The 24138-nt window shown below is 35.8% G+C and carries 21 protein-coding genes; 16 read left to right on the top strand and 5 right to left on the bottom strand.

The genetic code is table 11. From position 1 onward, the window contains the following. Window positions 1-5 precede the first annotated feature (5 nt). Entirely contained in the window at window positions 6-1025 is a 1020-nt protein-coding gene (locus LDP15_RS07505) for an SDR family NAD(P)-dependent oxidoreductase (protein ID WP_225513536.1), read from the bottom strand. Between the two features lie 124 nt (window positions 1026-1149). On the opposite strand from LDP15_RS07505, the gene LDP15_RS07500 reads away from it, so the two are divergent. Then, window positions 1150-1677 carry a TetR/AcrR family transcriptional regulator gene (locus tag LDP15_RS07500; protein WP_015427239.1) on the top strand — a complete coding sequence of 176 codons (528 nt, stop codon included), beginning with the start codon at window positions 1150-1152 and terminating at the stop codon, window positions 1675-1677. Window positions 1678-1718: 41 nt separating this feature from the next. Here the strand turns inward: LDP15_RS07500 and LDP15_RS07495 are convergent, their stop codons facing one another. After that, on the bottom strand, window positions 1719-4412 hold the full coding sequence (locus tag LDP15_RS07495; RefSeq protein WP_015427238.1) for a cation-translocating P-type ATPase: 2694 nt from the start codon (window positions 4410-4412) through the stop codon (window positions 1719-1721). Window positions 4413-4539: 127 nt separating this feature from the next. On the opposite strand from LDP15_RS07495, the gene LDP15_RS07490 reads away from it, so the two are divergent. From LDP15_RS07490 to LDP15_RS07470, 5 genes are all read left to right on the top strand, one after another. Further along, window positions 4540-5061, top strand: a complete 522-nt coding sequence (locus tag LDP15_RS07490) for a DUF536 domain-containing protein (RefSeq protein ID WP_003131246.1) — start codon at window positions 4540-4542, stop codon at window positions 5059-5061. Between the two features lie 279 nt (window positions 5062-5340). After that, window positions 5341-6351, top strand: a complete 1011-nt coding sequence (gene gap / locus LDP15_RS07485) for a type I glyceraldehyde-3-phosphate dehydrogenase (protein ID WP_003131244.1) — start codon at window positions 5341-5343, stop codon at window positions 6349-6351. 69 nt (window positions 6352-6420) lie between these two features. Next, a complete protein-coding gene (locus LDP15_RS07480) occupies window positions 6421-6765 on the top strand; it encodes a zinc ribbon domain-containing protein YjdM (protein ID WP_010906411.1) in 345 nt (114 codons plus the stop codon). Between the two features lie 137 nt (window positions 6766-6902). Beyond that, a complete protein-coding gene (gene recG / locus LDP15_RS07475) occupies window positions 6903-8903 on the top strand; it encodes an ATP-dependent DNA helicase RecG (protein ID WP_015427237.1) in 2001 nt (666 codons plus the stop codon). Continuing rightward, window positions 8903-9649, top strand: a complete 747-nt coding sequence (locus LDP15_RS07470; protein ID WP_015427236.1) for a hypothetical protein — start codon at window positions 8903-8905, stop codon at window positions 9647-9649. The genes recG and LDP15_RS07470 overlap by 1 nt, the downstream gene beginning before the upstream one ends. A 50-nt stretch (window positions 9650-9699) precedes the next feature. Here the strand turns inward: LDP15_RS07470 and mnmE are convergent, their stop codons facing one another. Next, entirely contained in the window at window positions 9700-11067 is a 1368-nt protein-coding gene (mnmE, locus tag LDP15_RS07465; protein WP_015427235.1) for a tRNA uridine-5-carboxymethylaminomethyl(34) synthesis GTPase MnmE, read from the bottom strand. 211 nt (window positions 11068-11278) lie between these two features. Between mnmE and LDP15_RS07460 the strand changes: the two genes are divergently transcribed. Continuing rightward, the gene (locus LDP15_RS07460; RefSeq protein WP_003132036.1) at window positions 11279-11914 is read left to right on the top strand and encodes a hypothetical protein; all 636 of its coding nucleotides are present in this window, start codon (window positions 11279-11281) and stop codon (window positions 11912-11914) included. A gap of 116 nt (window positions 11915-12030) precedes the next feature. Next, window positions 12031-12759 carry a pseudouridine synthase gene (locus LDP15_RS07455; protein ID WP_042230807.1) on the top strand — a complete coding sequence of 243 codons (729 nt, stop codon included), beginning with the start codon at window positions 12031-12033 and terminating at the stop codon, window positions 12757-12759. Window positions 12760-12837: 78 nt separating this feature from the next. Here LDP15_RS07455 and LDP15_RS07450 read toward each other — a convergent pair whose 3' ends face one another. After that, window positions 12838-13452 carry a TetR/AcrR family transcriptional regulator gene (locus LDP15_RS07450; RefSeq protein WP_015427233.1) on the bottom strand — a complete coding sequence of 205 codons (615 nt, stop codon included), beginning with the start codon at window positions 13450-13452 and terminating at the stop codon, window positions 12838-12840. A 416-nt stretch (window positions 13453-13868) separates the two neighbouring features. On the opposite strand from LDP15_RS07450, the gene LDP15_RS07445 reads away from it, so the two are divergent. The 6 genes from LDP15_RS07445 to rpiA all read left to right on the top strand — a co-directional run bounded on the left by LDP15_RS07445 (window position 13869) and on the right by rpiA (window position 21861). Continuing rightward, window positions 13869-18170 (top strand): 2-hydroxyacyl-CoA dehydratase, encoded by a 4302-nt coding sequence (locus LDP15_RS07445; protein WP_042230805.1) that lies wholly within the window; start codon window positions 13869-13871, stop codon window positions 18168-18170. Between the two features lie 220 nt (window positions 18171-18390). Beyond that, window positions 18391-18594 carry a hypothetical protein gene (locus LDP15_RS07440; RefSeq protein WP_003132029.1) on the top strand — a complete coding sequence of 68 codons (204 nt, stop codon included), beginning with the start codon at window positions 18391-18393 and terminating at the stop codon, window positions 18592-18594. 19 nt (window positions 18595-18613) lie between these two features. After that, window positions 18614-19051, top strand: coding sequence for a universal stress protein (locus LDP15_RS07435; protein ID WP_003132028.1), 438 nt, complete (start codon window positions 18614-18616; stop codon window positions 19049-19051). 62 nt (window positions 19052-19113) lie between these two features. Continuing rightward, window positions 19114-20334 (top strand): MFS transporter, encoded by a 1221-nt coding sequence (locus tag LDP15_RS07430; protein ID WP_010906404.1) that lies wholly within the window; start codon window positions 19114-19116, stop codon window positions 20332-20334. 82 nt (window positions 20335-20416) lie between these two features. Further along, window positions 20417-21103 (top strand): Crp/Fnr family transcriptional regulator, encoded by a 687-nt coding sequence (locus tag LDP15_RS07425; protein WP_012898712.1) that lies wholly within the window; start codon window positions 20417-20419, stop codon window positions 21101-21103. 83 nt (window positions 21104-21186) lie between these two features. After that, window positions 21187-21861 carry a ribose-5-phosphate isomerase RpiA gene (rpiA, locus tag LDP15_RS07420; protein ID WP_015427231.1) on the top strand — a complete coding sequence of 225 codons (675 nt, stop codon included), beginning with the start codon at window positions 21187-21189 and terminating at the stop codon, window positions 21859-21861. A gap of 27 nt (window positions 21862-21888) precedes the next feature. Here the strand turns inward: rpiA and LDP15_RS07415 are convergent, their stop codons facing one another. Then, window positions 21889-22329, bottom strand: coding sequence for an NUDIX hydrolase (locus LDP15_RS07415; protein ID WP_015427230.1), 441 nt, complete (start codon window positions 22327-22329; stop codon window positions 21889-21891). A gap of 292 nt (window positions 22330-22621) precedes the next feature. Between LDP15_RS07415 and mreC the strand changes: the two genes are divergently transcribed. After that, the gene (mreC, locus tag LDP15_RS07410; RefSeq protein WP_003132018.1) at window positions 22622-23497 is read left to right on the top strand and encodes a rod shape-determining protein MreC; all 876 of its coding nucleotides are present in this window, start codon (window positions 22622-22624) and stop codon (window positions 23495-23497) included. A 90-nt stretch (window positions 23498-23587) separates the two neighbouring features. Continuing rightward, entirely contained in the window at window positions 23588-24115 is a 528-nt protein-coding gene (gene mreD / locus LDP15_RS07405; RefSeq protein ID WP_015427229.1) for a rod shape-determining protein MreD, read from the top strand. Window positions 24116-24138: the final 23 nt, after the last annotated feature.

Here is a 24138-nt window from a genome sequence, read left to right as displayed (position 1 = left end):
AGGTTTTATTCAAAATCCAGACCTGTTATATTTTTTGAAATCTGCCAAAGTCTATCTGCGTCATTGTGGTCTACTGCATGCGGACGTAAGCCTCCAGAAAAATTATTAGCTTCTTCTGATGTCATAAGTCTGGCAATATTAAGGTCTTCACAATAAAGCCCACCCTTACCTTCTAAATCAGGGCTTGTTGAGGCCCAAAGAGGTGTTGCGGCACCTTGAGCTATTGTTTTTAAATAGCGATATTTACTTCGGTCAAAGCCGGATTTAAGTGCATTAAAAAATACGGGGATATGAATTAATTTAAAATAGTCGACTAGGTAGCGGAGCCAAGGGGTAATAGGTGAATTTTGACGACCAATATTTGTCATTGGAATCATACCAGGGTGGACGGCAAAACTTCTAATTCCATATTTTTTTCCTAGTTCATCTAGTTTTATTGAAAATAAAACGTTGGCAGTTTTAGATTGTTGGTAGCCTATTTGGGGATTATAGTTTTCTATTTTTTCAAAATTCCAATCTTCTAGTAATGGTGTCATTTGTTGAGCACGACTGGATAAATTTATAACTCTTGAGATTTTTGCATTTTTTAAAGCGGGTAAAAGTTCCATTGTTAATTGATAGTGGCCTAGATGGTTTGTGGCAAAGTGATATTCTATTTCTCGAGAATCTCTTTTTAAAGGAAGGTACATTAATCCAGCGGAATTAATAAGAATATCTAGTTTTGAATTATTTTGCAAATAACTTTCGGCAAATTGATGAATACTTTCTGGATTGGTGAGGTCAAGGGGAAGAATGTCAATATTTTTTATTTTAGATAAATTTTTCTTGGCTACCTCCATTCTTCGGGCGGGGATAATAATTTTTGCTCCAGCACGTGAAAGTTGTTTGGTCATCTCTAAACCAATACCAGAATACCCACCAGTGATGATGATTGTTTTTCCTGAAAGATTAATATTTTTCATAACTTTATTTGCTGTTGTTTTATAATTAAATTTGTAGTTTGCTATTGGTTCTTGATTTGACATAATAAAATTTTCCTTTGTGTTATAATATTTATGTGATACAAGTGTAACAGCAAAAAAGAACTTTTACAATTAACTTTGGACGGTTTGTCTTTAAAAGTGACAACAAAATGAAAGTGTAACAGAAATGAAGCGAAAAGAGCAATATCAAGATTTTCATGACTTTATTATTGAAGGAATGATGTTGTGTTTAGAGAAATATACAATCAATGAATTGCCATTGACAGAAGTTTGCAAAAAAGCCGGGGTGAGTCGGATGACTTTCTATCGGCACTTCAAAAATAGGGAAGAAGTCGTATTAGAGTATTTTGAGCTAATCTATGATAAATTTCTCAAAGAACTTTTGGAGCTAGAAAGTATTAACTCACTTATTTTAAGTGAGAAGTTGGTGGGACTATTTGTTGAACAAGAAGAAGAAATAGAAAAAGCTGTCAAGGGGAATTATTATTCGCTGATTTTTCAGGTATTTGCTCAAAAGATGACTATTTTTTATAATGAAACAACGACTTGGGCTGATTATCTAGGGACAAAGCAAAAATTTTGGAACGATTTTATGGCTGCTGGTTTATTTTATGTTTTAGGAAATTGGGTAAAAAATGGCTGTCAAGAGTCTTATGATGAAGTGGTGAAGATGGTTGTAGAATTCCATGAATAAGTGGACAGATAAAAAGGCTCAAGTTATTTTGAGCCTTTTTTTTAGCCAATAAATTTTTTCCCTTGTTTATTAAGAATCACTTTTGTAATTTCAATGACAAGGGTTGGGATTAAAGCTAAGATGATAGCTATCAGCCAGTGTGTCATTGATAAAGGAGCAACTTCTAGGATGTTCATCAAAATTGGAACATTTGTAAAGAGAACGGTTATTCCTAGTGATAATAAGGTGGTACCAAAAATCATTTTATTAGTGGTAATTCCTCTTGTGAAGAGAGATTCATTACTTCTAGCATTATAGATATTTATTGTAGAAGCAAGGGTTAATATCACAAAGGCCATTGTTTGTCCTAGTTGATGATTGGGTGTCAATCCAGCGATTTCAATAAACCTACCAAGATAAAAACCAACTAGAGCAGTAATGATGAATGCAGTGGAACAAATGGCGATACGCCAGCTGACTCCTCTTGAGAAGATACTTTCTTTGACTCCAACAGGTGGCTGTTCCATGATATGACTGTCGGCTTTTTCACGTGAAAGTCCAAATCCGGGAATTCCATCAGCAAGGACATTGATGTAAAGGAGTTGAATTCCTGTAAAAGGCATTCCCCAACCGACAATTGCTCCAATGAGCATTGTTAGAATTTCAGCTACGTTTGCTGAGAGAAGGTAATAAATTGTTTTTTTGATATTGGTGTAAACGCGACGTCCTTCGCGAATGGCAGCGACGATGGTCGCAAAATTGTCGTCAGCAAGAATGATATCAGAAGCGGATTTTGCAACTTCTGTTCCAGCTATTCCCATTGCAGTTCCGACATCGGCTGCTCTTAAGCTGGGTGCGTCATTGACCCCATCTCCTGTCATGGCGACGATTTGTTCTTTTTCTTGCCAGATTTTTACAATACGAAGTTTGTCTTCAGGACTTACTCGGGCATAGACCGAAATTTGTTCAATCGTTTGGCTAAGTTCATCATCTGTCATTGATTTGAGCGTTAAGCCGTCAATAACTTTATCTCCGTCACGATAGATGTCAATTTGTTGAGCGATTGCTTTTGCTGTAAGCGCGTGGTCCCCTGTAATCATGATTGGTTTAATACCGGCAGCCCTTGCTTCTTGAACAGCGGCTTTTGATTCTAAGCGTGGAGGGTCAATCATTCCCACGATTCCAAGAAAGGTAAGATTATTTTCTAATTCAGTTAAATCTTCTGGGACTTTATCGATGATTTTGTAAGAAAGAGCAAGAACACGTAGGGCTTGGTCAGCAAAAATATCATGTATTTTTTGGGCTTGACTCAATAAATCATTTGATAAGTGAGTGGAAGTCTCCTCGTTATTTGAAGAAAGGAGCTGTGGATGCTGCGCTTGATGTTGACTGCTTGGTGCAAGTCTATCAAAAGCGCCCTTGGTCAGTACAAGATATTTTTCATTATCTTGCGGATGTGGAATGACAACGGTCATTTTTTTGCGTGAACTATCAAAAGGGAGTTCGGCAAGTCGTTTTGGATTTTTTTCGGGTTCATAGAGGTCATGAGTAATTAAGAAGCGAATGATTGCTGCTTCGGTTGGGTCACCATGGATTTCCCAATCACCGTCAATGAGTTGTGCACTGGCGTTTGAGGCATAAGCAAAATTTTGTATTAAGGAAACTTCAGAGCTTGATAATTGACCTCCTGACCAACTATCTTGTCCAGATAGCCAAAGTTTTTGAATGGTCATCTGATTTTGTGTGAGTGTTCCGGTTTTGTCAGAAGCGATGACTGTTGCGTTTCCAAGGGTTTCAACGGCAGGGACATTTCGGATAATGGCTTTTTTCTGAGCCATATTTTCTACACCGTAAATCAGACTGAGGGTAACAATAACTGGAAGTGTTTCTGGAACGGCAGCTACTCCTAAAACAACGGCGGTCATTAAATTATCAACAAAAGGAACGTTTCCATACAAAAGGTTAATGACAAAGATTAAGATTCCAGCGGCAAAGGCAATGATTGCTAAGCGTTTGGCAAGTTTATCGATTCTTTTTTGAAGAGGAGTTTTTCCTTTTATTTGTTCGCCAATAAGTGTAGCAATTTGTCCCATTTGTGATTCGGAACCAACTGCGACAACGATTCCTTCGGCTGTTCCGTTAAGGATATTTGTTCCTGAGAAAACCATGTTCAGTTGATCTCCAAGAGTAACTTCGTCAGTAATATCAAGGTCAGCATTCTTGTCAATGGGTTCTGATTCACCTGTCAGTGAAGATTCATCAACTTGCAGGCTATTACTTGTGAGTAAGCGAATATCAGCTCCAACTTGTACGCCGGCTGTCAGCTCAATGAGGTCACCGCAGACTAATTCACTTGAAGGAATAGTTTGGCGTTTTCCAGAACGAAGAACAGTTGAAGTTGGTGAGGAAAGCTCTTTGAGTGCAGCGAGTGCATTTTCCGCCCTGTTTTCTTGGAAGATTGAAACGAAAACGTTGATGGCAACGATAAGTAAAACAACAATTGTTTTAGTGTAGTTTCCGTTACTGATATAAGCCAAATAGGCTGAGAGAACACCAACTAAAATAAGAATGATATTCATGACTTCTAAGAGGTGATGAAGAAGTTTTTGAAAAATATTTGGGCCACTTTGTTCTTCAAAGTTATTATGACCGTATTTTATTCGTGAATTTGTGACTTGAGTTGGACTGAGACCAGTTTTACTATTAATATCATAGAATTTTTTTATATTATCAATGGATTCTGTTTTATATTTCATATTTTTAGTCCTTTCTTTTGGAAATTTACACTATAATATAATTATAATATATTTTTAATAATTCCTAGAACGATATGCAAATAAAATTTTTACAAAAGTCTGTATAATTAGCCGAAAATATGGTATTATGGATGATATGAAAACTAAAACAGTAAGTGAATTGGCAGAGCTTTTTGGAGTGACTCGCCAAGCGATGAATAAACGTGTTAAGTCGCTAGATACTAAATTTGTTGAAAAAAATGAGAAGAATGTAACAGTCGTTAATGCCGAGGGAATTCATGAACTTGAGGGACTATACGGAAAAGTGGTGACTGCCAAGGCAGAGGTTCTGGAAGAAAATGCTGACAAAGGTTCTGAGGTTGCGCTTAAGACAGATGATGCAACATCCGCAGCTTACGAAATGATTAGCGCTTTGATGAAAGATAAAAACGCTGAGATTGAACGTTTAAACAGTCAACTTATCTCCAAAGATCAACAATTAAACGTAAAAGATGCTCAAATTGCTGAAAAAGATGTACAGATTAAAAAACAGCAAGAGTTAATGGAAAAAGCTTTGACAGACCAAAAACAATTTTTTACGGATTTGCAAGAACAGCTAAAAACTACTGACAATAAGGGCTTTTTTGGGCGTTTATTTGGTAAGAAATAAATCATAAATTTGCTGAGCGTTTCATCAGTAAATTTTTTTTATTGCTTTTTTATAGAGGTGGAAGAAGAAACTATTCTTAAAAGTGCGAGCTTTTTTAATGTTAAACGCTTTCAAGAAAAGTGGACTTCTTTTGCTTTTGTAGAGCGCTTTCTAAGGGAGTTTATGTTTGCAAATTTTAAAAAAAGTGTTAAAATAAAAGAGTAAGTTAAATTGTTAACTTAGTCAATTTAAAAGGTAAGCCTTTTATAAAATCTAATCCCTATAAGGAGGAAACTACTAATGGTAGTTAAAGTTGGTATTAACGGTTTCGGTCGTATCGGTCGTCTTGCTTTCCGTCGTATTCAAAATGTTGAAGGTGTTGAAGTTGTTGCAATCAACGACTTGACAGATCCAGCAATGCTTGCTCACTTGCTTAAATACGATACAACTCAAGGTCGTTTTGATGGTAAAGTTGAAGTTAAAGATGGTGGTTTTGAAGTTAACGGTAAATTCGTTAAAGTTACTGCTGAATCTAACCCAGCTAACATCAACTGGGCTGAAGTTGGTGCAGAAATCGTTCTTGAAGCAACTGGTTTCTTCGCAACTAAAGAAAAAGCTGAACAACACTTGCACGCTAACGGTGCTAAAAAAGTTGTTATCACTGCACCTGGTGGATCTGATGTTAAAACAATCGTTTTCAACACTAACCACGAAGTACTTGATGGAACTGAAACAGTAATTTCAGCTGGTTCATGTACAACTAACTGTCTTGCTCCAATGGCTGATACTTTGAACAAACAATTCGGTATCAAAGTTGGTACAATGACTACAGTTCACGGTTACACTGGTGACCAAATGACTCTTGATGGCCCACACCGCGGTGGAGACTTCCGTCGCGCACGTGCTGCAGCTGAAAACATCGTACCTAACTCAACAGGTGCTGCTAAAGCTATCGGTCTTGTATTGCCAGAACTTCAAGGTAAACTTCAAGGACATGCTCAACGTGTACCAGTTCCAACTGGTTCATTGACTGAACTTGTTACTATCCTTAACAAAGAAGTTACAGTTGACGAAATCAACGCAGCTATGAAAGCTGCTTCAAATGAATCATTTGGTTACAACGAAGACCAAATCGTTTCATCTGATATCGTTGGTATCTCAAACTCTTCACTCTTTGATGCTACTCAAACTGAAGTTACTTCAGCTGATGGAGCTCAACTTGTTAAAACTGTATCTTGGTACGATAACGAAATGTCATACACTTCAAACCTTGTTCGTACACTTGCATACTTCGCTAAAATCGCTAAATAATTTTCCGATTTTAACGGTATAAAAACCAGTCTTCGGGCTGGTTTTTTTTGATTTAATAAAGGAGAGAAGATGGAAACACCAAAATGTATTCATTGTTCAAGTGAATATACTTATGAATTATCAGATACGAGCTTTGGCTGTTCTGAATGTGGAAATGAATTTACTCTTGAGGAAATTGAGGCAGCTGGAAAATTTATTGTCCTTGATAGTTTAGGAAATGAGTTAGAAACTGGGGATGACCTTGTTATTGTACAAGATTTGCCAGTTAAGGGAATGCCAAAACCAATTAAGCAGGGAACAAAAGTGAAAAACATTCGCATTAATCCAGAAGGGAAAAATGAACATTTTATTGATTCAAAAATTCCGGGCTTTGGAGCAATTGCTTTGAAGGGTTCAGTTGTTAAGAAAGCATAAAAAGTAATCAGAGTAATTTCTGATTATTTTTTTACTGACAGAGCTTTCTGTCAGTAAATTTTGCTGATAAATTCTCTGTCAGCAAATTATATTTGATTTTTGAAGCATTTAACCTTATATATTGGTATAATAAAAGTATGAAATTAACAGATTCAGTGCAATTTTTAAAAGGTGTGGGACCGAAATCTGTGGAAAATTTCCATAAGTTAGGAATTTTCACGGTTCAAGATTTATTGCTTTATTTCCCTTTTCGTTATGAAGATTTCGCAAGTCGTTCGGTTTTTGAACTTGTTGACGGAGAAAAAGCAACAATTATTGGAACGGTAGTGACACCAGCTAATGTCCAGTATTACGGATTTAAACGTAATCGACTTTCATTTAAAATTAAAGAAGGTGAGGCCGTGGTTGCTGTCAGCTTTTTTAATCAACCTTATTTGGCTGACAAAGTGGAAGTTGGTAAGGAAATTGCAGTTTACGGAAAATGGGAGCAGGCAAAGCAACAACTGATGGGGATGAAGGTTGTGGCTCAGGTGGACGATGGCTTAGAACCTGTTTATCATTTGACAGCGGGTATGAAACAAAGTCAATTGGTCAAAGTAATTCATCAGGTTTTTGAATCAGATCTTCTATCAGAATTACCTGAGAACTTACCAGAATTTTTGATTAAAAAATATCGTCTGATGAACCGGCAAGAAGCCGTTTTGGCTATGCATTTTCCTGAAGATATGGAAGCTCATAAGCAGGCTTTACGTCGTGTAAAATTTGAAGAATTATTCATGTTTCAGTTGAAATTACAGGCCTTAAAAAATAAAGAAAAATCGGGCCGAGCAGGATTAGAAGTTGTTTTTGAGCAAGGAGAAATTGATCGGAAGATTTCTGAATTACCTTTTGAACTGACAGGTGCTCAATTAAGCGCTTTGTCAGAGATTCTGACGGATATGAAATCTCCTTATCACATGAATCGACTTTTGCAAGGTGATGTGGGTTCTGGTAAAACAGTTGTTGCTTCCCTTGCCATGTACGCGGCTTGTTTGGCGAATTTTCAAGCAGCAATTATGGTACCAACAGAAATCCTTGCCCGTCAGCATTTTGCAAACTTGAAAGCTCTTTTTCCAGAATTGCAAATTTCACTTTTGGTTTCGGGTTTGAAAGTGGCAGAGCGCCGCGAGATTTTGGCTGATTTAGTTAGTGGTCATACACATATGGTAGTTGGAACTCATGCGCTGATTCAAGAAGGGGTCGATTTTTATAATTTGGGTCTTGTGATTACAGATGAACAACACCGTTTCGGAGTTAATCAGCGAAAAATTTTACGAGAAAAAGGGCAAAATCCAGATGTTCTAATGATGACAGCTACACCCATTCCAAGAACGCTTGCGATTACGGCTTTTGGGGATATGGATGTTTCAATTATTGATGAACTACCCAAGGGACGTCAACCCATTACTACAAGGTGGGTCAAACATGAACAATTTTCCGAAGTTTTAAGTTGGATAAAAGCAGAGGTTGCTAAAGATTCACAGGTTTATTTTATTTCACCTTTAATTGAGGAAAGTGAAACGTTGGACCTGAAAAACGCAGAAGCTCTTTTTGCGGAATTAAATGAATACTTTGGATTATTTGCCAAAATTGGTCTTTTACATGGAAAAATGAAAAATGATGAAAAAGACCAAATCATGCAAGAATTTAAGGCTAAAAAATTAGATATTTTGGTTTCAACAACAGTGATTGAAGTGGGAGTTGATGTTCCTAATGCTACCATTATGGTGATTATGGATGCTGACCGCTTTGGACTTTCGCAGCTTCACCAATTGCGTGGTCGTGTTGGTCGGGGAACAAAAAAATCTTATGCCATTTTAGTAGCAAATCCTAAGTCCGATTCAGGAAAACAACGGATGAAAATTATGACAGAAACACAAAATGGTTTTATTTTAGCCGAAGAAGATTTAAAAATGCGTGGTTCTGGAGAGATTTTTGGACTTCGTCAGTCAGGACTTCCAGAATTTATTGCGGCTGATTTAGTCAATGATTATAATATTTTAGAAGTGGCTAGAAAAGAAGCAGTTGAAATTTTTAAAAATGCAGATGAGTTTCCTGATTTGATTGCTCAAGTTAGTGTTGACGGGGGCTTTGATTGATGAGTAAAATGAATAATGAAAAATTAGACCACTTGATTTTAGAAACGTGGACAGATTTTATCGACTTAAAAAATAAAGCTGAGCTGTCAGAAGTTTTGATTCCAAATAGTATGCCACTTTTGTGGTTTGGTGACTTAGCCAAATATGAAAAATCAGACTTAAAAATACTGACGGTCAGTAAAAATGCTTCTTATGCAGAATTTGGTGAAAATCAACGTTATGAAAAATTACTGACAGAATTTTCGTCAGTAAATTTGGAAACTTACAAGTCAAATCTCAATCGGTATTTTGAATACAATCCTAGTCCTTGGTTCAATCAGTTAGCAAAATTTTTACCTGTTTTTGATTCAGCTTATAAAGAATCTGAAAATCAAATTAATCGAGCCTTACATATTGATTTGTTTACCCCAATTGCGACACATCCAGTTTGGCCAGGTTTAGCTAAGAGCCAACAAGAACAATTCAAGATGAAATTTCCGCAACTTTTGCAACTTTTAGAACCAGATATTTTACTGACAAGTCTGTCAGTAAGTAATTTAAAAATTTTACTTAAAAATGCTGGAACTGAAATCGAAGAAATATTTGATAAAGAAGAAATAGGAAAAGCTGCCAAATACGTTCGAGCTTATCGCGTCGATAAAAAATTAATCGTGATTAACGGTCGAAACTTTCAAGGAACTTATTTCGGTGGAATGACTGACCAGTTTGTTAGAAAATCTCTGACAGAAATTAAAGGGATGATTTGATGATTGACCAATTTCTGTCAGTAAAAAAAAGAGTTCATTTGAACTCTTTTTTATTTTCCCAAACAAAATTGTGAAAAAAGTTGTGTAATCAATTCATCTGGGGCAGCTTCCCCTGTGATTTCTCCGAGTAATTGCCAACAACGTGTGACATCCACTTGAATTAAATCAACAGGTAAGCCCAGAGCAAGCCCAGAGTTTGCTTCTTTAAGAGCCTTCAAAGCTTCTTCAACAATTGAAATGTGGCGGGCATTAGATAATACCGTTGCATCTTTGGCTTCAATTTCACCGGCAAAGAAAATTTGATTGATTTTTTCTTCAACAGCATTTAAGTTTTCATTTTTAAGAGCTGAAATTCGGATATAATCACCAGAAATTTGAGTGCTATCAATTTTTTCTGGCAGGTCGGTTTTGTTGAGTAGAACAATGCGATTTGAATTTTTAGACAGTTCTAAGAGCTCTAAATCTTTGTCAGTCAATTCATTTGAGGCATCTAAAACGAGTAAAACTAAATCAGCTTCAGCCAAAGCTTTTTTAGAACGTTCAACCCCAATCGCTTCAACTAAATCATCTGTTTCACGAATACCAGCAGTATCCACTAGTTCAAGAGGAACACCGCCAATATTGGCAAATTCAGTAATGACATCGCGCGTTGTTCCAGCAATATCAGTGACAATGGCTTTTTCTTCACGAAGCAATTGATTAAGTAAACTTGATTTTCCAACGTTTGGCCGACCAATAATCGCCGTTTTTAAACCTTCTCTTAAAATTTTTCCGCGTTTAGCTGTTGATAAAAGATTTTCCAAAAGCTGTTCAAAATGAGCCGTTTTTTCAAGGAGCATTTGTGAAGTCATTGTTTCCACATCATCATACTCTGGATAGTCAATATTGACCTCGACTTGTGCCAAACTTTCGAGAATCTCTTGACGAATGTTATTAATCATTTTTGAAAGACTTCCGTCAAGTTGTTTTACGGCAATGTTGGCAGCTTTGTCAGTTTTAGCTCGAATTAAATCCATGACAGATTCAGCCTGAGCCAAGTCAATTCGTCCATTTAAAAAGGCACGTTTGGTAAATTCGCCAGGTTCAGCGAGTCTTGCGCCATTACGTAAAAGTAATTGCAAAATTTCTTGTGTGACTGCAATTCCACCATGCGTATTTATTTCAACAATATCCTCGCGTGTAAATGTTTTAGGCGCACGCATGACTGAAACCATGACTTCGTCAACGAGACGTTCTTCTTCAAAAATATGGCCATAATTAATCGTATGGCTAGCAACTTGAGTTAAATTTTTTCCTTTATAGACAGATTGAGCAATTTTTAGGGCATCTGTCCCTGATAAACGAACAATGGCAATTGCTCCTTCACCAAGCGGTGTCGAAATCGCCGCAATCGTATCAAATTCTTGTGTTAATGTCATAAAGACTATTTTAACGCAAAAAGGCTGAATTTCCTAGCCTATTTAATTTATTTTTTTATAAAAAATAAAAATCTATAATAATTGAGTTTGCACCAATAAAAAGTGATAAAAAAAATAAATTTTGATGCTGACTAAAAATAGAAACAAAAAATTTTCTATTTTTTCTTCGCATTTTCCCAATTTATGCTCACATCTTGATATAATAGTAGATATGACCTATCAAGTAAAAATTATCTATCCAAAAGAAGAAGCCGCTGAAAATAACAAACTCACTGAGCGTACATTTAATGAGTTTATTGATGGACTCGAATTAGAAGAAGTCATCACGCAATATGAGCAATTACTGACAAAAGGTTATTCAATCTCAGTCAATTTTGCTCCACCTCAACTTGATGACAAGGGAACTGAGCCAGACCCATTTATGATTGCGGGTCGCTTAGAGCTTGCTGGGATTCCTTATAAAGCCACTTTGAAATTAAAAGCAAGTGGTGATTATGAATCAATGGTAAAAATTGCTAAAATGATTGAACAGCAAGATTATGATTATGATATCTCAGCTAAATTGCAAATTCGTGAAAATTCATCAGTTGATTTTGAAAAAGAAGGTTCTTGGTTTGATAAAGATTACACCAAATATACGATTTTACCCAAAGCCAGCAGCCAAGATATTGCCGATTTAAAAACACTTTATGACGCACTTGTTGAAGAACATCAAAAAGTGACCATTAATATCAAAGCAAAAGTCAAAAAAGATGATGATGACAGTTTTGCCAATCAATTGGCAGCATATCCACCAGAAACAATGATTATTTTTAAGCTGACAGATGCAGATATTTATGGAGAATAAGAATGAGAAAAATTACTGACAGAAATTCTGTCAGTAATTTTTTTAATTCTGTCAGTAACTTTTTTTTCATTATTTTACTGACAGACCTGTCAGCAAAATCTGATATAATAAAAGACATGAGACTAGATAAATTTTTAGCAGAAAGTGGCCTCGGAAGCCGTAGTGAAGTCAAAATTCTATTGAAAAAAGGGCGCGTGACGGTTGCTGGGAAAGTTCAGCGAGACGGCAGGTTTCAAGTAGACAAGAATTCTAGACAAGTCGTCTTTGATGGTGAGATTTTAGATTACCAAGAATATTATTATTACTTATTAAATAAACCGCAAGGTCTTGTTTCTGCAACAAAAGATAATCTTTTTAAGACAGTTGTTCAATTATTATCGGAAAAAGATTTTCGTGAGGATATTTTTCCAGTCGGACGTTTAGATAAAAATACTGAGGGACTTTTAATTTTAACGAATGACGGAGCATTGGGACATGATTTAACTCAACCCAAAAAGCATGTTGAAAAAGAATACTTTGCGCGAATTGATGGAAAAGTTACTGACGAAATTGTCAATAAATTTGCTGAGGGCTTGACTCTAAAAAATGGAGAAAAAGCACGACCAGGAGAATTATTCATTGAAAGTATTTACAAAGGAGAGAGTCAATCTGGCTGGATTAGTGAAATTCGTGTGATTATTCATGAAGGAAAATTTCATCAAGTCAAACGGATGTTTGAAGCTGTTGAAATGTACGTTCTCTATCTCAAACGCATTCGGATGGGCAATTTAGCATTAGATTCAGATTTAGCGCTAGGAGCCTATCGTCCTTTAACAACCGAAGAAATAGAAAATTTGAAAAAATAAAAAGTTACTGATGAAAATTTGAAGGTATCCGTAAGTTGAAAAACAACGGCTATCCTAGAAGTTCCATCAGTAACTTTTTTAATTTTCGCGATTAATATTGACCCCAAGGACGGTTAAATGACCATTAGAAATTAATTTGATAATCAAATGAGCAAAATCTCGAGCAGACATTTGTGTAGAAGTGCTAACCCACCAGTCTAAAGTTCCCACCAAAATCGAGCTGATATAAGAAATTACAAAATCATTGGGAACCACAACATCTTTTTCTCTAACTTCCAGTTTTTCAAATAACTCGGTATAGCGTTCAGATAAAATCTCCAGAAATCGATTTTTTAACCGTTGATCATGCGCTCTGTCAGTAATCATTTGTGCAACCTCTGGTTTGTCCTTAACAAATTCATAAAAGCGACTCAGAACAGTTTCAATTTCTTTGACATGAACATTGTTACCATCGACCAAATTTTGTTCATCTAAAATGCCAGTGAAGCTAGCTAAAAATTGGTCAATCAAACTATCATATAAATCTTGTTTGTCAGCATAATGAGCATAAAAAGTTGCCCGATTAATCATGGCTGAATCGGCAATTTCTTGAATTGAAATCTTTTCAAATTTTTTCTTGCGTAACAAACCAAAAAAAGCCTGACTAATCAATTTTCTCGTTCGTTTCACACGTAAATCATCTGATTTAACCATAAAAAACCATCTTTCCAGTTTCAAAAAGACCCAGTCCCGATAGACTGTTTTGTCTAATTTTTCACATTGTACTATTTAACTCCATTATAATCAAAAATTAGATTAAAGTCATTAAAGAATTTAGTCAAAAGATTTTGTCATTCGATGTCAAAGTCTTTTAACATAATCAACAGCTTGTTTTGAATTGTCGTTTATATGACAACCACGCCCTTTTTGCTGGTTGCTTTTCTTATGACAAATGATAAAATGAACATATAATAAGATAAGCAACAGACCGTCTAAATTACTTTTTATCAAAATTCTGCGTCCAAAAGATAAGTTAGATTTCAAATTTAACTTGCCGAAAAAATATTAAGAGCTTAGCGGACTTGTTCAAGTGATATTTCTCACATAACTAGGAGACCATCTTGACACAAATTTATAAAACAGGGATTGACGTTGGATCAACCACAGTAAAACTCGTCGTTTTTGACGAAAATTTTAAGCTCATTTTCTCACGCTATGAGCGCCATTTTTCAGATGTGAAAGCAGCAACTATCAAAGTATTCAAAGATTTTATAGAAGAACATGGAGATTTAAATCTAGAACTAGCCATTACCGGCTCAGGAGGAATGGGACTTGCGGAAGTTATTGATGTTCCTTTTGTTCAAGAAGTTATCGCTTCATCAATTACCATTGAAAAATTCATTCCCCAAACAGACGTGATGATTGAGCTGGGTGGTGAAGATGCCAAGATGACCTTTTTTGATAACGGGACTCAAGAATTACGTATGAACGGAACATGTGCCGGTGGGACAGGTGCTTTCATTGACCAAATGGCAGCCCTTTTGAAAGTTGATGCCAATGGTGTCAATGAGTTAGCTAAAAACTACGAAAAACTCTATCCGATAGCATCACGCTGTGGCGTTTTTGCCAAGACCGACGTTCAACCGCTGTTAAATGAAGGAGTGCGTCGTGAAGATATTGCTGCTAGTATTTTTCAAGCCGTTGTCAATCAAACCATTGCAGGTTTAGCAAGTGGGCGAAAAATCAAAGGAAATGTAGCCTTTCTAGGCGGTCCGCTTTTCTTTATGAGTGAATTACGCAAACGTTTCATCGAAACCTTGGATTTAAAAGAAGAAAATATTATCTTCCCAGAAAATCCACAACTTTTTGTGGCAATGGGAGCTGCGCTCTATGAAGAAACAAGTCAGAAAACAGCAACTGATTTAATTCATAGTTTAGAAAATGATGATTCAGACAGCTTAATTCCACAAGATACAATGGATAAACTTTTTGAAAATCAAGCAGAACTTGATGAATTTCGGATGCGTCATGCCAAAGCAACGGCTAACTATAAGAACCTGTCTGAACATCATGGAGCTGCCTTCTTAGGAATTGATGCCGGCTCAACCACAACAAAAGTTGTTCTTATTGATGATGAAGGAAATATTCTTTATGACCATTATGGTTCTAACAATGGAGAACCGCTTGAATCTGTCATTAATATTTTAAAAGATGTCTATGCTAAACTTCCAGCGGACGTCTATATTGCAAAATCAACAGTAACGGGTTATGGAGAACACCTGATTAAAGCAGGACTTCATGTTGATTATGGTGAAGTTGAAACAATGGCTCATTATAAGGCCGCTGATTATTTCAATCCAGGAGTAGATTTCATTCTTGATATTGGTGGACAAGATATGAAAGCTATGCGGATTCGTGATGGCGCTCTATCAAGTATTCAACTTAATGAAGCTTGTTCATCAGGTTGTGGTTCATTCATTGAAACCTTTGCCCATTCACTAAAACATGATGTTCGTGAATTTTCACAAAAAGCACTTTTGGCTGAGCATCCAGTTAACTTGGGTTCTCGTTGTACCGTCTTCATGAACTCAAAAGTAAAACAAGTTCAAAAAGAAGGAGCGACTGTTGGAGATATATCCGCAGGCCTTTCATACAGTGTCATTAAAAATGCCCTCTATAAAGTTATAAAAGTAAAACGTCCAGAAGAACTTGGTAAGAAAATCGTTGTTCAAGGGGGAACTTTTTACAATGAAGCCGTTCTACGTGCTTTTGAAAAAATTTCTGAGCGCGAAGTGGTTCGTCCAAGTATCGCTGGACTAATGGGAGCTTATGGTTGTGCTTTGATTTCCCTAGATAACCAAGAAGCAAATAAAGAATCAGAAATTCTAAAACTTGATGAATTAGAAAAATTCACAACTCATAAAGAATTTATGGTCTGTGGTCTTTGCGAAAATAACTGTAAAATGACCCTAACGGTCTTCAATGATGGGAATAAGTTTGTAACTGGGAACCGTTGCGAACGTGGTGCCGAAAAAGCTACAAAAGTTAAAGTCGCTAAAAAAGATAAAAAAGTTAACTTAGTTGATTACAAGTATAAAAAACTTTTCCGTTACCATAGCTTAAGCAAGAAAAAACAAACCAGAGGAGAAATTGGGATACCACGTGTACTCAATATGTATGAAAACTATCCGCTTTGGCACACGATGCTGACAGATCTTGGATTCCGTGTTGTTTTAAGCCCTCGCTCTGATAAAGAACTCTTTGAAGAAGGAATTGAAACCATTCCTTCAGATACGGTATGCTATCCAGCCAAAATGAGTCATGGACATATTATGGCTTTGATTAAGCAGGGCGTTCCAAATATCTTCTATCCATCTGTCCTTTTTGAACAAGAAGAACAAAAAAATGCTCAAAACCATTTTAACTGTCCGATTGTGCAATCTTACCCTGAAGTTCTTAAAAATAATATCGATGAAATTCGTGAAGGGCAAGTTAATTATCTTCATCCTTTCATTAATCTAGCCAATCCGGAAGGAGTAGCTGTTAATGTTCATAAGGCTTTAACCGCCCAAGGGATTTCTGTCAATCTTACGGAAGTACAAGCTGCTGTCCAACATGGCTTTGAAGAAATGGATAAATTTAAAGAAGATTTGCGCCTTAAAGCAGAAGAGCTGCTCATGCAAATTAATTTAAATAATGAAAAAGCCATTGTTCTCGCTGGACGTCCCTATCATTTGGACCCAGAAATCAATCATGGAATTGCTGACATCATCACTCAAGAAGGTTTCCACGTTTTGACTGAGGATTCTATTAGTCATTTAGCCGAAGTTTCTGGTCTGCGTGTGGTTAATCAATGGGTTTACCATAGCCGCCTTTATGCAGCTGCAAATGTTGTTTGTAAAAATAAAAATCTAGAACTTGTTCAACTTAATTCCTTTGGTTGTGGTCTTGATGCCGTAACGACAGACCAAGTAGAAGAAATCATGCGTGGACACAATAAGCTTTATACCGTCTTGAAAATTGACGAAGGATCAAACATGGGAGCTGTTCGGATTCGTTTACGTAGTCTGAAAGCAGCAGTTTCAGAGCGCGTGCGTCATAATATTGAAGCAAGCACCGAAGTTCACGAATTAGTACAAGAAACACCAGCTTTCACAAAAGAAATGGCTAAAAAACACACTCTTCTTTTACCAATGTTGTCACCAATTCACCAAGAAGGGCTATTAGATACAGCTTTTGCCGCTGCGGGATATAATGTCGTTTCTCTACCGGAAAGCAATACTTCTGTCAATAATGGGTTGAAATTTGTTAATAATGACTCATGTTATCCAGCGATTATTACAATAGGTCAGCTCATTGAAGCTCTTCAGTCAGGAGAATATGACCTTGATAATACTTCGGTCATGATGACTCAAACAGGTGGGGGATGTCGCGCAACAAACTATATTCCTTTATTGCGTAAAGCCCTAATTGATGCAGGTTTCCCACAAGTACCTGTTGTTTCCCTATCAATGGGTAATCAAGGAACAGAAAAAGGATTTAAATTCACAGTTCCACTTTTAACACGCTTTATGATTGCAGTTCTTTATGGAGATTTATTTGAAAGAGTCGTTTATCGCACTCGACCATATGAAGCCATTGAAGGTTCTGTCAATGAATTACATGCGAAATGGTTAGAAAAAGCTCGGAAAAATGTAGAATCTGGATCAATTTTTGAATTTAATCGTAACATGAAAAAAATTGTTGCTGAATTTGACCAAATTGAACTTTTGGATATTCAAAAACCACGAGTGGGTGTTGTCGGTGAAATTTTGGTTAAATATAGTAAAACAGCAAATGATGATATTGTGTCAATAATTGAAGGAGAGGGTGGCGAAGCAGTTGTTCTTGATTTAATTGGCTTCATGAACTATAGCTTGTACAATCAAATCTGGAAAGCAGATGAGATTGGCTTTAGTAAGAAAAATAAACTCATGGCTAAAACTTTCATTGGTATTATTAATATGTTGGAAAAACCAATGAATAAAGCCTTGAAAGCCTCAAAACGCTTTGATTCTATTGAATCAATTTATGATATTGCAGCATCAACTGAAGAAGTGATTTCAATTGGGAATCATACTGGTGAGGGTTGGTTCCTCACTGGCGAAATGATTGAACTCTTGCAAAAAGGGGTGAACAATATCATTTGTCTTCAACCATTTGGTTGTCTTCCTAACCATATCGTTGGTAAAGGAATGATGAAAGAACTTCGTCGTCAGTACCCAGGAGCCAATCTCGCTCCCATTGATTATGACCCAGGAGTTTCTGCGGTCAATCAATTGAATCGGATTCGTTTAATGATGACCACGGCTAAAAAGAGAATGAACACTACTTCCAATTCAGTCGAAGAATCAGAAAGAGAGTCAGAAATGGAAACTGCTCAAGCTTATTAAAGAATAAAGATTAAATACTGACAAATCTGTCAGTATTTTTTTATATAAAGAGTAACAAATGTTATCAATGATAGATATCAATGCTTGGTATCAAAAATTGTGGTCGCGCTTCGTATCGCTTTTGTTTAAAATAATTGAGTAACTTAAAAACATTTGAGAACAACAAGATTCCCGTTTCTCAAAAATAGAAATTATTGTTAATTAAGAAAGGAATTTCGAAATGAAATTTGAATTTAAAGGACTTTCTTCATATGAAGAAAATTCAACACCAAACTATGTAGGCGATACTAAAGTACGCAGTGTCATTCAAGACTTCGTTAACATGGATGAAGCAATTGAATTTGTTTCAAATCACCACGGTTTTATAAAAACTGAAGATGGAAAATTTGCTTTTGAAGTAAGAAATATCTCAGCTATCGGTTAATTAGATAAGGACAGTTAGCATGGAACAAAAATATTCAAGAATTTTAGTTGGTATGGATGGTTCAGCAGAATCACTTAAAGCGTTTGATGAAGCAGTTAGAGTTGCTAAGCGCAATGACGCTGAGCTCATCTTAGCCAACGTTATTGAAAAACGTTCATTTCTTGCCGTGAATACTTACGACACAATTGCCGAAGAACAGCATGAAAATGGAACAAAACTTTTATTGCAACAATTTGCTAAGGAAGCATTGGATGAAGGACTAACAAATGTTAGAACACTTTTGGAATATGGCTCACCTAAAGTAGCAATGGCAACAAAAATTCCTAAGCAAGAAAATGTTGATTTGATTGTAATTGGCGCAACAGGGATTAGTTATATAGAGCGTGTAGTTGTTGGTTCAGTTGCATCTTATATTGTTAATCATGCCACATGCAATACACTCATCGTTAGAAAATAATAGTCTTACTTAGTCACTCATAAAAAGAGCAGAGACTCTTTTACTTAGAAATGGAAAAAATCATGAAAAAAGAAAGTATTTTTACTCCTACTTTCGTTATTAACACGCTTATTAGTTTTTTATTTTATATTGTTTTTTATGTCTTAACCTCCTCAATAGGGACTTATGCGCTTCAACAACTTCATCAATCAACAGTTGTTAGTCTTTCTTTATCAAGCGTTTTTGTTATTGGAGCCCTTATTGGTCGAGTTTGGACGGGGATTAATATCACACGTATCGGAATGAAGCGATTGCTCTATATTGGTGGACTTATTTTTCTTGTTTTAACTTTTGGTTATTATTTGACAACTAATATTCCCTTACTCTTTTTGATTCGAGTGATTCAAGGAGCAGGTTTTGGGATTGGTGCAACAGCCTCAGGGACAATTGCAGGACATGTTGTCCCTGCTTCACGTCGTGGTGAAGGGATTGGTTACTACGCTTTATCTGTTACCTTGGCAGCTGCAGTTGGTCCTGCCCTTTCAATCATGATTTACTCTTCACTTGGTTTTGGTTCTTTACTTGGAATTGCTCTTGGTTTGTTGGTTATTACCTTCATATTAATTTTCTTTGTTCGTGTCAAAGAATTTTCTGCAGAAGAGCGTGCCTATGCCCTGGCGCATGAGCCTAAAGGTGTCGAACGATATATTGAAAAATCGGCCCTCCCTATTTCAATTATTGCCTTTTTAGCCGGATTTATTGACTCAGCTATTTTAACAGGAATGGGTTCATTTTCAACAGATCTTAAAATTCCACTTGCGGGATCATTGTTCTTCACGATGTATGCCGTATTAATCTTTGTTTCACGTCCATTCACAGGTCGTTTATTCGATACTAAAGGGGATAACTGGATTTTCAATCCAACATTTATTTTCTTTGCAGTGGCAATGCTTCTTGTTGGCTTAGCCGGTTTCTTCAGTCCAGCTATTGGCTTTGTTGTCTTATTAATTGCTGGTGGAGCCTTCGGTCTTGGTTACGGTGGTGTTGCACCATTTGGTCAAGCAATTGCTATTCGTGATTCAAGTAAAGATCGTATCGGTGTTGCAACGTCTACCTTCTTTGGATTTTTAGATTTAGGTGTTGGTGGAGGACCTATTGTTCTTGGAGCAATTATTCCAATGCTTGGAAATGGTATGCTTGGTTTCAGAAATTTGTATCTGTACAGTGCTCCCGCAGTTGTAATTGTTTGGATTATATACTATCTCATTCATGGTAAACATCAAAAATCAAGTTCTAAAGTTTGATTTTAATGATTTACATAAAAAATGATATAATAAAATGGCTACAGCCTTATATAGGCGAATAAATGAACAAATTAGCGAGTAGATGAGTTTTAACAAGATGGAAGAAATGGCAAACGTAAACATTGAATATCTAATCAATACACTAGAGCAAAAAAAAGTCAGTGTCGTAACACGTAAAAAGCATAGCTATATTATGTATCAAGGAATTGAGTCAGAATATATCTATGTCCTTAAAGATGGTGTAGCGAAGATTAGCAATATTTTAAGAGATGGTCGTGAATTTAATATCGCGTATGTTGCGCAGCCAGATTTTGTTTCTTTATTGGAAGAAAAACAAAATGATGGAATCTCAGCATTATTTAATGTCAGAGTAGAATCTCCAACGGCTAATTTTTATAAAATTTCGCGGAGCGATTTTTGGGATTGGGTACGCGAAGATTTAAATTTATTTAGAGTTGTTGATGATTTTTATAAAAGAAGATTGGCACTTAATTTAGAAATTCTTCAAAAAATGACAATTAATGGTAAAAAAGGAGCAGTTTGTGCTTGTCTCCATAGTTTAATTGATGATTTTGGCATTCGTAAGAAAGATGGAATTTTGATTGATTTCACAGTTACTAATGAGGATATTGCAGGCTTCTGTGGTATTTCTACAAGAAACAGTGTCAATCGTATTCTCCACGATTTAAAGGATGAGAAAGTAATTGATGTGATTGATAATAAGATCATGATTTATAATCCTCAATATTTGGAAGAATATATTAGTTAATATAAACAGATAAAAAAGCTACTTTAGGTAGCTTTTTTGTTATAATTAGGTCAGCATGATATCAAAGTATTCAAGGAGGTAAAATGGATAATTTAAAAAAACAAGTCGGCATAAAAGCGGCTGAATTTGTTAAATCGGGAATGGTCGTTGGTTTAGGAACTGGGTCAACAGCAGCCTATTTTGTCGAAGAATTGGGTCGAAGAATTTCCGAAGAACAATTGGAAATTACGGGTGTAACAACGTCTAATGTAACAAGTAGCCAAGCCAGAGCTCTTGGAATTCCTTTAGCCTCTATTGACGAAGTAGATTATGTTGATTTAACAGTTGATGGCGCAGATGAAATTGATTCTTCACTAAATGGTATTAAAGGTGGTGGAGCAGCACTTCTAATGGAAAAAATTGTTGCAACCTATTCAAAAGACTATATTTGGATTGTTGATGAAAGTAAATTATCAGAAAATCTAGGCTCCTTTAAAATTCCTGTAGAAGTTATTCCTTATGGCTCACGACAAGTTTTTAAAAAATTTGAAGAGGCTGGTTATGCTCCAACTTGGCGTCTAAATGAGGAAAACGAGAGATTGATAACGGATATGCATCACTTTATTATTGACCTTCATATCTCTCAAATTAAAGAACCAGAAAAACTTGCTGAAGAGCTTGATTTAATGGTTGGAGTTGTTGAACACGGCCTCTTTAATAACATGGTTAAAAAAGTGATTGTTGCTGGCAACGAAGGCGTAAGAATAATAAATAAGTAAATAAAAAATCGTCAATCAGACGATTTTTTATTTCTTTAACCACTCTTGAACTCCCCATTTATGAGAGCCACGTTTGAGTTTACTAATAGCTGTTTCTGGGTCAAACCAGCTAATATGGTTAAAATCTTCGAGAGGTTTGTAATCAAAGCGGACATTCTTAGTATTATAAATATAGGCGGGATTATAATAATATTTATCACGATGCGAACTATAAAAATATTCATCTGCTTGCCCTAAAAATTCTCCAATTTCAGCGGTAGCTCCTAACTCTTCCATGAGTTCACGATGAAGTGCTTTTTCTTGATCTTCCCCCGCTTCAATTTCTCCCCCAGGAAGAAAATAAGCTCCATTGGGTGCCTGGACGAGACAAATTTCTTTATTCTCTCTTGCGACAATCGAATAGACACCATATCTTGCCTGATAATTTTTCTCTTCATTTTTTTCACCGAAAACTGGAATATGATTCATAAAAAATTCTCCCCAATACTGATTATTATGATAAACATAACTATTTTAAAATAGTTAAAAACCGCTTACAGAAATTTATTACTACTATTCTATCAAAATTCTGTCAAATTTGATAAAATAAGGTACGAGTAAGAAGAACTTATACGACTATCGGATTGAAAGTGAAGATTAGTTCAAAGAGATAAACGATATAAGAATTGCTTTTGCTTATGCAAAGGGCTATGTGAAATCACAGAGCTTTCAAATTTAATTTAGAGAGTTTGAAACATATTACCGAAGGGAACATAGAATAGTGAAAAAAATTAACTTAAGTAAGCTTATTATTATTGCACTCATTATCATTATTGCAGCGATGTCAGCAATTTTTATCTCTGCCAAAAATTTTAAGTCTAACCGTAATCCGTCAGCAATGACTCAAACCATTAATGATGGGACAAGTTTTGTTGACAGAGTACTTGTGGCACCTATCCACTTTGTTCAAGACAAGGCTAATGAATTGTCGAATCTGATGGATACCTACCAACAAAACCAAAGTTTAAAAACACAATTGGCAAAGTCAAAAGATGATGATAATAAATTAAGCGGCCTTGAGTCAGAAAATAAAGAGTTGAAAAAAGCTTTGAAACTCCAAGAAACTTTAACTGATTATCAAACGGTTGCTGCAAATGTGATTACTCGTGAGCCTTCTTCATGGAATGATACACTAGTGATTGATAGCGGTAGTAAGGATGGCTTGACAACAGGCATGATTGTTATGGCAAATGGTGGCGTTGTTGGTCGAGTAACTCAAGTGAATAAAAATAGTTCAAAAGTTGCACTTTTGAGTTCTTCTAAAGGAATTGATAATAAAATTCCTGTAAGAATTGAAAGTGACGGCTCACCTATTTATGGCATTTTGAGCAGCTATGATTCCCAACAAGAGGCTTATGTAGTCAAAAATATCGACTCACAAGGGAAATTTAAAAATGGAGATTCCGTCTTTACTAGTGGTCTTGGAACGAATTCTGGTAGTCAAGGTGGAACACCAAGTGGTTTACTTATAGGAAAGGTTATCGGTGAAAAGCAAGATAGTGATGGCCTTGGTAAAATGGTTTATATCAAACCAGAAACAAATCTCTATGATATCAGATTCGTCTTTGTGGTCAAAAGCAAAATTGACGGTCAGTAGTTTTTGCTAAATGAGTATTAATTATTATTATACTTATAGAAAATAAAGCATTAATTTGTTAAAACCAACTAGAATATAAGGAATTAAGTAGTGAGTCGATTTACATTTCAATTTTTTAGTCCAATTATTCTTTTTTTACTAATGATTTTGGACGGTCAAATTACCCATATATTAACAGGGTTTAGCAGCGGGACATGGGTACCAGTGAGTCATTTATTTTTGATATTTCTGATGTACAGTGTCACTCAGCATAGACCAAGCTATATTATCATCTTAGCGGCAGTTTTGGGGGCAATATATGATAGTTATTACCTAGGGATTTATGGAATTGCGACCTTATTGTTCCCACTTATTGCTCTTTTTATATATAATATACAGATAACCATATTTACTAATCGCTGGACACGGTTATTTACAACAATCATTATTGTGACGGCTTTTGAAGTTTTTAGTGCGATCATTATGGCAGCTTTTGGATTTGCACATTTAAACTTTATTAATTTTGTTGTTTACCAGTTAGCGCCTACACTTTTGCTTAATATTATCTTAGCTGTAGCCTTGCAATTTCCTTTAGAAATCTTTTACAGATTAAAGAAAAGTCACGGAAGATACAATTAGAAAGCGTTTTGTAACCATAAAGA

The organism is Lactococcus sp. SK2-659 (genome assembly GCF_020218185.2).
GTDB classification, from domain to species: domain Bacteria; phylum Bacillota; class Bacilli; order Lactobacillales; family Streptococcaceae; genus Lactococcus; species Lactococcus lactis.
The sequence above is the reverse complement of the archived record's forward strand: the minus strand, read 5'-3'. Positions and strand labels throughout refer to the sequence as shown.

Bases quoted from the DNA above. Each gene is read 5' to 3' on its own strand.
- LDP15_RS07505 (WP_225513536.1), bottom strand. From the start codon at position 1,025: ATGTCAAATCAAGAACCAATAGCAAACTACAAATTTAATTATAAAACA.
- LDP15_RS07500 (WP_015427239.1), top strand. From the start codon at position 1,150: ATGAAGCGAAAAGAGCAATATCAAGATTTTCATGACTTTATTATTGAA.
- LDP15_RS07495 (WP_015427238.1), bottom strand. From the start codon at position 4,412: ATGAAATATAAAACAGAATCCATTGATAATATAAAAAAATTCTATGAT.
- LDP15_RS07490 (WP_003131246.1), top strand. From the start codon at position 4,540: ATGGATGATATGAAAACTAAAACAGTAAGTGAATTGGCAGAGCTTTTT.
- gap (WP_003131244.1), top strand. From the start codon at position 5,341: ATGGTAGTTAAAGTTGGTATTAACGGTTTCGGTCGTATCGGTCGTCTT.
- LDP15_RS07480 (WP_010906411.1), top strand. From the start codon at position 6,421: ATGGAAACACCAAAATGTATTCATTGTTCAAGTGAATATACTTATGAA.
- recG (WP_015427237.1), top strand. From the start codon at position 6,903: ATGAAATTAACAGATTCAGTGCAATTTTTAAAAGGTGTGGGACCGAAA.
- LDP15_RS07470 (WP_015427236.1), top strand. From the start codon at position 8,903: ATGAGTAAAATGAATAATGAAAAATTAGACCACTTGATTTTAGAAACG.
- mnmE (WP_015427235.1), bottom strand. From the start codon at position 11,067: ATGACATTAACACAAGAATTTGATACGATTGCGGCGATTTCGACACCG.
- LDP15_RS07460 (WP_003132036.1), top strand. From the start codon at position 11,279: ATGACCTATCAAGTAAAAATTATCTATCCAAAAGAAGAAGCCGCTGAA.
- LDP15_RS07455 (WP_042230807.1), top strand. From the start codon at position 12,031: ATGAGACTAGATAAATTTTTAGCAGAAAGTGGCCTCGGAAGCCGTAGT.
- LDP15_RS07450 (WP_015427233.1), bottom strand. From the start codon at position 13,452: ATGGTTAAATCAGATGATTTACGTGTGAAACGAACGAGAAAATTGATT.
- LDP15_RS07440 (WP_003132029.1), top strand. From the start codon at position 18,391: ATGAAATTTGAATTTAAAGGACTTTCTTCATATGAAGAAAATTCAACA.
- LDP15_RS07435 (WP_003132028.1), top strand. From the start codon at position 18,614: ATGGAACAAAAATATTCAAGAATTTTAGTTGGTATGGATGGTTCAGCA.
- LDP15_RS07430 (WP_010906404.1), top strand. From the start codon at position 19,114: ATGAAAAAAGAAAGTATTTTTACTCCTACTTTCGTTATTAACACGCTT.
- LDP15_RS07425 (WP_012898712.1), top strand. From the start codon at position 20,417: ATGAGTTTTAACAAGATGGAAGAAATGGCAAACGTAAACATTGAATAT.
- rpiA (WP_015427231.1), top strand. From the start codon at position 21,187: ATGGATAATTTAAAAAAACAAGTCGGCATAAAAGCGGCTGAATTTGTT.
- LDP15_RS07415 (WP_015427230.1), bottom strand. From the start codon at position 22,329: ATGAATCATATTCCAGTTTTCGGTGAAAAAAATGAAGAGAAAAATTAT.